This window comes from Streptomyces sp. NPDC055749 (genome assembly GCF_053617235.1).
Genome location: NZ_JBSHFH010000050.1, coordinates 45,660 through 57,728 on the forward strand (window position 1 = coordinate 45,660; position 12,069 = coordinate 57,728).

Sequence of the window (12,069 nt, forward strand, 5' to 3'; positions counted from 1 at the left end):
GAGTGACTCACCCGGAATCAGGGGCAGGCGAGGACAGGACCGACGGACCCTCCAAGCCCGAGAAGGGACGCACACCGTGGCACGACCCAGGATTCTCGTTGTCGGCGCCGGCTTCGCAGGGGTCGGGTGCGTACGCCGGCTGGAGCGCAGGCTCGTCCCCGGCGAAGCCGAGATCACGCTCGTCACACCGTTCTCGTACCAGCTGTACCTGCCGCTCCTGCCACAGGTGGCCGCCGGTGTGCTCACTCCCCAGTCGGTCGCCGTCTCGCTGCGCCGCAGCCGGCGCCACCGCACCCGGATCGTGCCGGGCGGGGCCATTGGAGTGGACACCGCGGCGAAGGTCTGCGTCGTCCGCAAGATCACCGGCGAGGTCGTGAACGAGTCGTACGACTACATCGTGCTCGCCGCGGGCAGCGTCACCCGGACCTTCGACATCCCCGGCCTCGTGGAACACGCGCGGGGCATGAAGACTCTCGCCGAGGCCGCGTACATCCGGGACCACGTGATCGCCCAGCTCGATCTGGCCGATGCCAGTCAGGACGAGGAGGAGCGGGCGTCCCGGCTCCAGTTCGTCGTGGTCGGCGGCGGATACGCGGGCACCGAGACCGCCGCCTGTCTGCAACGGCTCACCAGCAACGCCCTCAAGCACTACCCGCGGCTCGACCCGAAGCTCATCAAGTGGCATCTGATCGACATCGCCCCGAAGCTCATGCCCGAACTCGGGGACAAGCTCGGCCTGGACGCCATGGAGATCCTGCGCAGGCGCGGGATCGAGGTCTCGCTCGGCGTCTCGGTCGCCGAGGCGACCGCGGAGCGGGTGACCTTCACCGACGGCCGGGTCCTGCCCTGCCGCACGCTGATCTGGACGGCCGGCGTGGCCGCCAGCCCGCTGATCGCCACCCTCGGCGCGGAGACGGTACGCGGACGGCTCGCGGTGACGCCCGAACTCTCCCTGCGCGGCTCGGACGGCGTCTTCGCGCTCGGTGACGCCGCCGCTGTTCCCGATCTGGCGAAGGGCGACGGTGCCGTCTGCCCGCCGACCGCGCAGCACGCCATGCGCCAGGGCCGCACGCTCGCCGACAACCTGATCGCGACGCTGCGGGGCATGCCGTTGATGCCGTACGAGCACAAGGACCTCGGTCTGGTCGTCGACCTGGGCGGCCGGGACGCCGTCTCCAAGCCCCTCGGCGTGGAGCTGAAGGGCCTCCCGGCCCAGCTGGTGGCCCGGGGCTATCACTGGTCGGCGCTGCGGACGAACGTCGCCAAGACCCGGGTCCTGACGAACTGGATGCTGAACGCGATCGCCGGTGACGACTTCGTACGGACCGGCTTCCAGCTCCGTAGTCCGGCGACGCTGCGGGACTTCGAGTACACCGACAGCTATCTGACCCCGGAGCAGGTGCGCGCGCACACGGCCGCGACGGTGATCCGCCACTGATCGGGCAGGGCACTGATCCGGCCAGGGCTGCCCCGGCCGGATCAGCTCTGCCGGGAGAGGACCGTCTCGACGGTGTCAGCGTCCTCCGGCCGCTTGTCCTCCCGGTAGCGCAGCACCCGCGCGAACCGCAGAGTGACACCGGCCGGGTAGCGGGTGGAGCGCTGAAGGCCGTCGTAGGCGATCTCGACGACGAGTTCCGGGCGCACGGTCACCACGTGGCCGTCGTCGCCGGTGGACAGCTCGCGCAGCCGTTCGGTCTGCCAGCCGAGCATCTTGTCGGTGAGCCCTTTGAAGGTCTTGCCGAGCATGGCGTACGAGCCGTCGTCCCGCCGCGCCCCCAGGTGCAGGTTGGACAGCTTCCCGGTGCGCCGCCCGTGTCCCCATTCGGCCGCCAGCACGACGAGGTCCAGGGTGTGCACCGGTTTCACCTTCAGCCAGGAGGCGCCGCGCCGTCCCGCGCTGTAGGGCGCGTCGAGGCTCTTGATCACCACTCCCTCGTGGCCCAGCGCCAGCGTGGCGGCCAGGAATTCGACGGCTGCCGCACGCTCACCCGCCTCGGTGGGCTCGGCGACGAGGACGCGGCGGACGCGCATCCGCTCGGGGACCAGCCCGGCCAGCGCCGCGTGGCGTTCGGTGAAGGGCAGGTCGAGCAGGTCCCGGCCGTCGGCCGACAGCGCGTCGAAGAAGACGGGCACGACGGGGACGGTGGCCGCCGCACCTGCCACGTCGCGCCGGGAGCCGACCCGGGCGGCGGTCTCCTGGAACGGGCGGGGGCGGCCGTCGGCGCCGAGCGCGATCACCTCACCGTCGAGAATGAACCGTTCACCGGCGAAGTCGCGTACAGCCGCTGCGATGTCCGGCAGGCGCTCGGTCATGTCGTCGAGCGTCCGGGTGTAGAGGCGGACCTCGTCGCCGTCCCTGTGTGCCTGGACGCGGATGCCGTCCAGTTTCTCCTCGACGACGCAGGGCCCGAGCTTGTCGATCGCCTCGGTGACCGACCGGGCGGTGTGCGCGAGCATCGGCAGGACGGGGCGTCCCACGGTGAGCCGGAACGCGTCGAGTGCCTCCGGCCCCTGCGCGAGCAGTTCCCGGGCCACTGCTTGCAGCGATCCGGCGAGCATCACGGCCCGCCGTACGTCGGCGGGCGGCGCCCCGGCTGCCTGGGCGAGTGCGTCGGCGGCGACGGCGTCCAGGGCTCCCTGGCGCACCTCGCCGGTGAGCAGGGCGCGCAGGAAGTGCTGCTCGTCGGCGGTCGCGGCGCCGAGAAGCCGCTGCAGGCGCTCCCGGCGTCCCGCCTGGGAGCCCGCCCCGGCGAGCGCCCCGATGGCCGTCAGCTCCGCGTCCACCTCCGCGACGGTGAGGGCGGGCTCGGCGGCGGGCGCCACCGGGTCGCCCAGGGTGCTCCAGCCGATGCCGAGCCGGCCCTGCGGAAGGCGGCCGGAGAGATACGGGATGACGATCGGCACGTCGTCCGGTGCGGTGTCCCGGAACAGGCCGGCCAGCAGGGCGACCTTCCGGTTCCGCGCCGACGTGGCGGCGACCTCCAGGGACACGTGGGCGAGCCGGGCAAGCAGCATGCAGTCATGGTGCTACGGCTCCGGGCGCACCGCCCGTGGAGCGCGGAGCCGTCAGATGACGTTGAGGGCGGCGGCCCCGCCCACTCCCCCGAGCAGCATGAAGACCGGCATCAGCACCTTCAGCTCGACCCAGCTGCCGGCCCGGAAACGCATGAACTTCGGCGGCCCGAGCGGATACCAGCGCTTGCGGCCCAGCGGGATCGGCCACAGGATCGGGCAGCCCGAGACGGTCAGCGCGTCGCCGATGTCGTGGACGAGCGCGCCGAGCACTATGGGCAGCCCGAGCCACAGGTACTCCTGGCCGGGGGCGGTGAAGAGCCAGTCGGAGCCGTTGCCCGCCTTGTCCAGGACGCCCGCCAGGATCCAGGCGCTGGTCGCGCCGAGCAGCCACACCAGGACGTCGCTGGACATCCGGGCGGCCCGCCACAGCAGTCCTTCGACGGCCAGGACCAGGTGGACGAAGAGGATCGCCAGGACCGCCCACCGTCCGCCGGTGACCGCGGCGGCCGAGGCCCCCGCACCGATCAGCACGGCCCACAGCCAGGTGTGGGTGAGGGTCCGGTGGCCGCCGGTCCTGCGAGGGTCGCCGGGTCCTCTGGTCGCCTTGTAGACGGCGTACGAGAGTTTGTCGACGATCTCGCACAGGCCCTTGGAGACCGGTCCGAAGGCCCGCGAGATCGTCGCCGACTTGTGGTCGAGGTCGGGGGCGAGCGCGGCGCCCGCGCAGATCAGTGCGCCCACGACGAGAACGGGCCAGGGCATCGGATAGCCGGCGGCGGCAGCCGCGGCGCCCACCCCCAGCCAGGCCGCTGCCCCCGACAGAGAGTGCGCCGGTCCCATCATGGTCGTTCCCGCCCCCGTAGATCATGTGTGGCCATGGCCCGTGCGGCGCGGCCGAGTTGAGTGGGCAGCGTATCGTCCGTGATCTTCGGCCCGCCCTCCGGTTCCCTCATCCGGACGGAAGACAGGCAAGATGGGGGTGTGACCCTTATCGATCAGCTGCCCCCGACCGACGACCCGGACGCCCTCTTCGAGGCCTTCTCCTCATGGACCGAGACCCAGGGCATCACCCTCTATCCGGCTCAGGAAGAGGCGCTGATCGAGGTCGTCTCCGGGGCGAACGTGATCCTTTCCACGCCCACGGGCTCGGGAAAGAGCCTGGTCGCCGCCGGTGCGCACTTCACGGCGCTGGCCCAGGACAAGGTCACCTTCTACACCGCGCCGATCAAGGCACTGGTCTCGGAGAAGTTCTTCGACCTGTGCAAGCTCTTCGGCACGGAGAACGTCGGCATGCTCACCGGCGACGCCTCGGTCAACGCCGATGCCCCGGTCATCTGCTGCACCGCCGAGGTGCTGGCCTCGATCGCCCTGCGTGACGGCAAGTACGCCGATATCGGCCAGGTCGTGATGGACGAGTTCCACTTCTACGCGGAGCAGGACCGCGGCTGGGCCTGGCAGATCCCGATCCTGGAGCTGCCGCAGGCCCAGTTCGTGCTGATGTCGGCGACGCTCGGCGATGTCGCGATGTTCGAGAAGGACCTCACGCGCCGCACCGGCCGGCCCACCTCGGTGGTGCGTTCGGCGACCCGGCCGGTCCCGCTCAGTTACGAGTACCGGCTGACGCCGATCACCGAGACGATCACGGAGCTGCTGGACACCCGGCAGGCGCCCGTCTACATCGTGCACTTCACCCAGGCCGCTGCCGTCGAGCGGGCCCAGTCGCTCATGAGCATCAACATGTGCACGAAGGAGGAGAAGGAGAAGATCGCCGACCTGATCGGCAACTTCCGCTTCACCACCAAGTTCGGCCAGAACCTCTCGCGCTACGTCCGCCACGGCATCGGGGTCCATCACGCGGGCATGCTGCCCAAGTACCGCCGCCTGGTGGAGAAGCTCGCCCAGGCGGGTCTCCTCAAGGTGATCTGCGGTACGGACACCCTCGGCGTCGGCGTCAACGTACCCATCCGCACGGTGCTGTTCACGGCGCTCACGAAGTACGACGGCACCCGGGTCCGCACGCTGCGCGCGCGGGAGTTCCACCAGATCGCCGGCCGGGCCGGGCGGGCCGGGTTCGACACGGCGGGCTTCGTCGTCGCACAGGCGCCGGAACACGTCATCGAGAACGAGAAGGCCGTCAAGAAGGCGGGCGACGACGTCAAGAAGAAGCGCAAGGTGGTCCGCAAGAAGGCCCCCGAGGGCTTCGTCGCCTGGTCGGAGACCACCTTCGACAAGCTGATCCAGTCCGATCCCGAGCCGCTGAGCTCCCGCTTCCGGGTGACGCACACGATGCTGCTCTCGGTGATCGCGCGACCCGGCAACGCCTTCGAGGCGATGAGGCATCTGCTGGAGGACAACCACGAGCCGCGCAAGGCGCAGCTCCGTCACATCAAGCGGGCCATCGCCATCTACCGCTCGCTGCTCGACGGCGGTGTGGTGGAGCGGCTCGACGAGCCGGACGCCGAGGGCCGCATCGTCCGGCTCACCGTCGACCTCCAGCAGGACTTCGCGCTCAACCAGCCGCTGTCCACCTTCGCGCTGGCCTCGTTCGACCTCCTCGACGTCGAATCCCCCTCGTACGCACTGGACATGGTCTCCGTCGTCGAGTCGACCCTGGACGACCCCCGGCAGATCCTCGCCGCCCAGCAGAACAAGGCGCGGGGCGAGGCGGTCGGGCAGATGAAGGCGGACGGGATCGAGTACGAGGAGCGCATGGAGCTGCTCCAGGACGTGACGTACCCGAAGCCGCTGAGCGAGCTGCTGTGGCACGCGTACGACGTGTACCGCACGAGCCACCCGTGGGTCAGCGACCACCCGGTGTCGCCGAAGTCGGTGATCCGGGACATGTACGAACGGGCCATGACGTTCACGGAGTTCACGTCGAACTACGAGCTGGCGCGTACGGAGGGCATCGTCCTGCGCTATCTCGCGGGCGCGTACAAGGCTCTTGAGCACACCATCCCGGACGACCTGAAGTCGGAGGACCTGGAGGATCTGACCGCCTGGCTCGGCGAGATGGTCCGTCAGGTGGACTCCAGTCTCCTGGACGAGTGGGAGCAGCTCGCCAACCCGGAGGTGGAGACCGCCGAGCAGGCGCAGGAGCGGGCGGACGAGGTCAAGCCGGTCACGGCGAACGCGCGCGCCTTCCGGGTCCTGGTCCGCAACGCGATGTTCCGCCGCGTCGAGCTGGCCGCGCTGGACCGGGTCCGCGACCTCGGCGAGATGGACGGCGAGTCCGGCTGGGACGAGGACGCCTGGGGCGAGGCGATGGACAAGTACTGGGACGCGCACGAGGACCTGGGTACCGGTCCCGACGCCCGGGGCCCGAAGCTGCTGAAGATCGACGAGGACCGCGAGCACGGCCTGTGGCGGGTCTGGCAGGCGTTCGCCGACCCGGCGGGGGACCACGACTGGGGCATCAGCGCCGAGGTCGACCTGGCCGCTTCCGACGAGGAGGGCCGGGCGGTCGTCCGGGTCACCTCGGTGGGTCAGCTGTGACGAGGAACCGCCTTCGAGAGTGGAGTGGTGCAGCATGACGAACCCCGCCGAGCGCCTGGTCGACCTTCTCGACCTGGAGCGGATCGAGGTCAACATCTTCCGTGGCCGCAGCCCGCAGGAGTCGCTCCAGCGGGTCTTCGGCGGCCAGGTCGCAGGACAGGCGCTGGTGGCGGCGGGACGCACCACCGACGGCGACCGCCCGGTCCACTCGCTGCACGCCTACTTCCTGCGCCCCGGACGCCCCGGCGTGCCGATCGTCTACGAGGTCGAGCGGGTGCGGGACGGCCGGTCCTTCACCACCCGGCGGGTCACGGCCGTGCAGGAGGGCCGGACGATCTTCAATCTGACGGCGTCCTTCCACCGCCCGGAGGAGGGCAGCTTCGAGCACCAGCTGCCGCCGGCCCGCAAGGTCCCGGACCCCGACGACCTGCCGACCGTCGCCGACGAGGTACGTGAGCACCTGGGCGCCCTGCCCGAGGCGCTGGAGCGGATGGCCAGGCGCCAGCCCTTCGACATCCGTTACGTCGACCGGCTGCGCTGGACGCAGGAGGAGATCAAGGACGCGGACCCGCGCAGCGCCGTGTGGATGCGTGCGGTCGGCCCCCTCGGCGACGATCCGCTCGTCCACACGTGCGCACTGACATACGCGAGCGACATGACGCTGCTCGACGCGGTCCGGATTCCGGTGGAGCCCCTGTGGGGGCCGCGCGGTTTCGACATGGCGTCGCTGGACCACGCGATGTGGTTCCACCGGCCGTTCCGGGCGGACGAGTGGTTCCTGTACGACCAGGAGTCGCCGATCGCGACGGGCGGGCGCGGGCTGGCCCGCGGCCGTATCTACGACCGCGAGGGGCAGTTGCTGGTGTCGGTGGTGCAGGAGGGGCTGTTCCGGCGGCTCGACGCGTAGTCCCCCGCGGCTCAGATACCCGGCAGGGTGTCCTGGTCGACCTCGTGGCGGCGGGTGCGGATGTCCGGTGCCGCGGGGTGCAGTTTGGCGTCGCAGGCGGGGCCGAGGCCGGTACGGCGTGATGCCGTACCGGTGAGGGGGCGTCCGCACATCCGGCAGCGCACCAGGCGGCGGCCTTCGGGCACGCCGGTGTCGGGGAGGGTTCCGGAGTCCTGTCCGGTGTCCGGCTCGTGATGTGGTCCGGACTTCGGCTCGTGATGCGGTTCGGTCTTCGGTTCGGGAGACTGCACGCTCCGATCCTCTCAGGGCGCGCCGTCCGACGCCCGATAGCCGTGATCTATCGCGGGCATTCGACAATCGCGCATTGTGACAGCCCTCGCGCTGAGCGAGCCTGGCCAGGTCCGGCACGGGCGCCGGAGCGTTCTGCGAAGGGGAGGCCATGGCACGCGATCTGGAGCGTCATCAGATTCCACAGCACCTTCGGCTCAATCACATCGACGGCGTCTGGGCGCCGGCCGAATCGGGGCTGGTGAGAGAGAACGTCAACCCGGCCGATCTCACCGATGTGCTGGGCGAGTTCACCGAGTCGGGAGGCGTCGACGCGGACCGGGCGGTCGATGCCGCCGCCGCGGCGCTGGAGTCGTGGCGGGGGCTCGGGCCGATCAGGCGGGCCGCGTATCTGACCATGGCGAGCCGCATCCTCGGTGAGCGGGCCGAGGAGATGGCGGCCGTCATCACCCGCGAGCAGGGCAAGCTGCTCTCCGAGGCGCGGGGCGAGGTGAGCCGGGCGCGCGCCGTCATCGATTTCACGGCGGGCCAGGCACGGCTGCTCGGCGGCGTGACCGCGCCGGCCGAGGAGGAGCGGACGTTCGCGTACACCTTCCGCCGTCCGATCGGTGTGGTCGGTCTGGTGTCGCCGTGGAACTTCCCGCTGGCCATCCCCATGTGGAAGGTGGCTCCGGCGCTGCTCGCCGGGTGCACGGCGGTGCTGAAGCCCTCGCCGCTGACTCCGCTGACCTCGGCGCTGCTCATGGAGATCTTCCAGCAGACGGGGCTTCCTGACGGGGTGCTCAATCTGGTGCAGGGCGATGTGGCGGCGGGTGAGGCGCTGGTCGCCAACCCCGGTGTCGCGGGCATCAGTTTCACCGGTTCGCTGCCGGTGGGTACGGCGATCCACACGGGCGGGGCGCACCGCCTGCTCCGTACGCAACTGGAGCTGGGCGGCAAGAACGCGGTGATCGTCTGTGACGACGCGGATGTCGGGCGGGCCGTGGACGCGGTGGTGCAGGGTGCGTTCGGGCAGGCCGGGCAGCGGTGTTCGGCAACCAGCCGGGCCGTGGTGGACGTGCGGGTGCGGGAGGAGTTCCTGGAGCGGATGGTGGCCCGGGTAGCGGGTATGCGGGTCGGACCGGGCGACGATCCGGCGTCGCAGATCTGCCCGGTCGTGAACACGGCCCGGCTGGACGCCGCGCTGGCGGCGGTCGCCACGGCGCAGCGGGACGGCGGCAAGGTGCTGTGCGGCGGCGGGCGTGAGCGCAGGCCGGATCTACCCGAGGGGTGCTACGTCAGTCCTACGGTGATCCGCGATGTGCCGTGGGACAGCGAGCTGGCGCAGGAGGAGGTGTTCGGACCGGTTCTCGCGGTGGTGGACGCGGACGGTTTCGACGAGGCGATGGAGATAGCGAACTCGGTGAAGTACGGGATGTCGGGCACCGTTTTCACCGCCTCGCAGTCCCGGGCGTTCGAGGCCGTCGACCGTTTCGAGGCGGGCATGCTCCATGTGAACCGGCCCGGGGTCGGTGCCTACGCGCATCTGCCGCACGTGGGGTCGAAGGCTTCCCAGTACGGGCCGCCGGAGTGCTCGCCGCAGGTGTGGGACTTCTACACCGAGTGGCACTCGGCCTGCATCAGCTACTGACGTCCCCGAAAGCCGCGAGCCCCCACCGGTCCTGCCCGGTGGGGGCTTCGTCGTACATCCGCGGTACGGCGGGACGTCAGCGGCCGACGAGCTCCTCCGCCAGTCCGAAGGAGAGCGTCATGCCCGCCCCGCCCACGCCGTTGACCACGGTCACGCCGGGCTCGGGTTCGACGACGAGTTCGTTCCGTCCGTCGCGCAGCGAGGGGTAGAAGCCGTGCCAGCGTTCGGTGATCTCCGGGGACGGCAGGGTGGCGAAGGTGGAGAGGTAGTCGAGTACGGCGCGGTTGATCTCCTCGCTCTCGAAGGGGTCGTGGGTCTTGCCGTACGCGTGGCTGTCGCCGATGGTCAGCCGGCCGTCGGCGGTCTGGGAGAGCAGTACGTGGATGCCGTTCTCCCGGTGGAAGGGCAGTTCGCGGCCCATCCGTTCGGCGAGCGCGGCCTTGGCCGTGCAGTCCTCGAAGGCGGCGTAGTGCAGCAGGGTCAGCCCGCCACAGAGCATCGGACCGAGCTGCCTGCCGCCGGGCTGGACCCCGGTGCGCATCATCTGGAGCTTGCAGCGGACGACGCGGTCGGTGGCGAAGACCTCCGGGTAGAGGGTCTCGAAGTCGTTGCCGCTGCAGACGAAGACCCGCTCGGCCCGCCAGTCGCCCGCCGTCGTCGACACGGTGGGCAGGTCGATGCCCCGTACGGTCGTGCCGAACCTGATGTCGACGCCGTGTTCCTTCGTGAGGTACTCGGCGACCGCGGGTATCGCCAGCCGTGGGTCCACATTGACCTCGGTCGGGCTCCACATCGCGGCAAGCAGCCCTTCGGCGCGGGCCATGTCGCTGCGGCTCAGTGCTTCCTTCGCCGTGATCATCGTGGTGCCGCGGTCCCTGGCGGGGGCGGTCGTCGACACGAACTCCTCCAGGACGGCGACCTCGTCGGGGTGGTGGGCGAGGTGCAGGGAGCCGACGGGTGCGGCCCACAGCCCGGATTTGGCCGCGATCTCCAGCCAGATCTCCCGGCTGCGCAGGGCACGCTCGTACATCGCGCCGCGCTGCTGTCCCACGGACCAGATCATGCCGAAGTTACGGATGGACGCGCCGACGGAGAACTCGTCACGCTCGAACAGGACGACGCGGTCGCCGCGGCGGGCCGCCGCAAGGGCGTGGGCGAGTCCGAGAATGCCTCCGCCGACGACGGCGGTGTCCACATGGTTCACGGTCATGCGAGGTGCCTCTCGTGTGCGCTCGATGATGGGGAGGGTTCACGCGGTGCGGGGCAGCCGGTTCCAGTGCGGCAGCATCAGTACGCCGGCGAGCAGCGCGGCTCCGGCGAAGCCGGTGAAAAGGACCTCGCCGGAGAGGAAGCCGGGCAGCAGCCCGCCGAGGATGGCGCCCACCGATCCGCAGCCGTTGACGAGTCCGGCGGCCGTGCCCGCGCCTTCGGCGCTCCCGAAGTCGACGGCCGCGACACACGAGATCATCGCGTCGGCCGCGTACACGGAGAGACCGATGACCGCCAGGACCGCGATCATCACCTGGGCGCTGCCGGTCGAGGTGAGCGGCATGAACAGCGCCAGTGCCGCGGTGAGGACGGCGAGCGCGAGGATGCACGCGGGGACCCGGCGGGACTGGAAGACGCGGTCGGAGATCCAGCCGACGATGATCGGGGCGAGCACGCCCGCGACGCCGAAGGCGATGGGGATGAGGGTCGCGCCGACCTTGTCGATGTCGGGCAGGCGGCGGCTCACGATGACAGGACCCCAGAGCAGGATCGCGTAACGGGCGGGCTTGAGCAGGAAGTAGGCGGCGCCGAGGGTGAGCACCATGCGTTCGCGCACCGTCTCGCGGTAGAGGGCGAGCACGGATCTGCGGGGCGCGCGGCCGGTGTCCGGGGCGGGCCTCCGGTCGGCGGTGGCCTCGGCAGGGTCAGTGGGGCCCACGTCACGGGGTGAGTCGCGCTGGAAGATCACGAAGAGCAGCAGCACCACGCCGAGGGTCGCCGCGCCGGCCAGGAACGCGACCTGCCAGTCGTCGAACACGGAGTAGGCGATCCAGCCCAGGAACGGCGGAGCGGCGAGGCCGCCGAACGCGTAGTTGGTGCTCCACATCCCGAGTACGCGTCCGCGCTCGGCCACGGTGAAGAAGTTGCCCATGTTCTTGCAGAGCGGTGCCCAGCCGGCCGACTGCGAGAGCCCCTGGAGGATCATCGCGCCGCCGAAGACCAGCAGCGCGCTGCTGACTCCCATGACGCAGGCCGCGGCTATCGCGCCGATCATGCCGCCGATCACGACCACGCGCGGGCCGAACCGGTCGGCCCAAACGCCCCAGGTGAACTGCCCCACCGCGTAGGCGGCCAGATAGACGGCGTCGATGACGCCGAGGGCGCGTTCGGTGAGCACGGTGTTCACGGCGGGGTCGTCGAGAATGCCCAGCTTGGCGACGGAGAACGCCTGACGTACGAAGTAGAAGCCGGCGTAGGCGACCCAGGTGATGGCGAAGATCTGCCATCGCCATCGCCTGTCCCGGAGGGAGCGCAGGACCGGTGAGACCTGGTCGAGTGCTTCACGGGTGGTGGTGACGGTCGTCGGTCGTGGTGGCTCTTGTGGTGCGAGGTCTGCCATGGCGGTGTCCTCGGCTTCGCGTCGGAAGGAGCGGGAGGGAGCGGGAAGGGTGTGGGGGGAAGAGTGTGGGGGACGGGTGTGGGGGCATGGCTCGGCCCCGGCGCGCGCCTCGGCAGCGCGCCGGGG

At 70.6% G+C, this 12,069-nt stretch carries 9 protein-coding genes; 4 read left to right on the forward strand and 5 right to left on the reverse strand.

The window, feature by feature from the left end:
• The first annotated feature begins 76 nt into the window (after nt 1-76).
• Nucleotides 77-1,438, forward strand: a complete 1,362-nt coding sequence (locus ACWGO0_RS29530; protein ID WP_453541648.1) for an NAD(P)/FAD-dependent oxidoreductase — start codon at nt 77-79, stop codon at nt 1,436-1,438.
• 41 nt (nt 1,439-1,479) lie between these two features.
• On the opposite strand, the gene ACWGO0_RS29535 is transcribed toward ACWGO0_RS29530, so the two are convergent.
• A complete protein-coding gene (locus tag ACWGO0_RS29535; RefSeq protein WP_453541651.1) occupies nt 1,480-3,015 on the reverse strand; it encodes an ATP-dependent DNA ligase in 1,536 nt (511 codons plus the stop codon).
• A gap of 51 nt (nt 3,016-3,066) precedes the next feature.
• A complete protein-coding gene (locus tag ACWGO0_RS29540) occupies nt 3,067-3,858 on the reverse strand; it encodes a metal-dependent hydrolase (protein ID WP_453541654.1) in 792 nt (263 codons plus the stop codon).
• Between the two features lie 138 nt (nt 3,859-3,996).
• Between ACWGO0_RS29540 and ACWGO0_RS29545 the strand changes: the two genes are divergently transcribed.
• Nucleotides 3,997-6,510: a DEAD/DEAH box helicase gene (locus tag ACWGO0_RS29545; protein WP_453541657.1), complete on the forward strand. Its 2,514-nt coding sequence runs from the start codon at nt 3,997-3,999 to the stop codon at nt 6,508-6,510.
• Nucleotides 6,511-6,544: 34 nt separating this feature from the next.
• A complete protein-coding gene (locus ACWGO0_RS29550) occupies nt 6,545-7,417 on the forward strand; it encodes an acyl-CoA thioesterase (RefSeq protein ID WP_453541660.1) in 873 nt (290 codons plus the stop codon).
• Nucleotides 7,418-7,428: 11 nt separating this feature from the next.
• Here the strand turns inward: ACWGO0_RS29550 and ACWGO0_RS29555 are convergent, their stop codons facing one another.
• Nucleotides 7,429-7,707 carry a DUF6011 domain-containing protein gene (locus ACWGO0_RS29555; RefSeq protein WP_453541663.1) on the reverse strand — a complete coding sequence of 93 codons (279 nt, stop codon included), beginning with the start codon at nt 7,705-7,707 and terminating at the stop codon, nt 7,429-7,431.
• Between the two features lie 149 nt (nt 7,708-7,856).
• Between ACWGO0_RS29555 and ACWGO0_RS29560 the strand changes: the two genes are divergently transcribed.
• Nucleotides 7,857-9,335 (forward strand): aldehyde dehydrogenase family protein, encoded by a 1,479-nt coding sequence (locus ACWGO0_RS29560; protein WP_453541666.1) that lies wholly within the window; start codon nt 7,857-7,859, stop codon nt 9,333-9,335.
• Between the two features lie 76 nt (nt 9,336-9,411).
• Here ACWGO0_RS29560 and ACWGO0_RS29565 read toward each other — a convergent pair whose 3' ends face one another.
• Nucleotides 9,412-10,545 (reverse strand): TIGR03364 family FAD-dependent oxidoreductase, encoded by a 1,134-nt coding sequence (locus tag ACWGO0_RS29565; protein ID WP_453541669.1) that lies wholly within the window; start codon nt 10,543-10,545, stop codon nt 9,412-9,414.
• Nucleotides 10,546-10,584: 39 nt separating this feature from the next.
• Nucleotides 10,585-11,943 carry an MFS transporter gene (locus tag ACWGO0_RS29570; protein WP_453541672.1) on the reverse strand — a complete coding sequence of 453 codons (1,359 nt, stop codon included), beginning with the start codon at nt 11,941-11,943 and terminating at the stop codon, nt 10,585-10,587.
• Between the last annotated feature and the right edge of the window lie 126 nt (nt 11,944-12,069).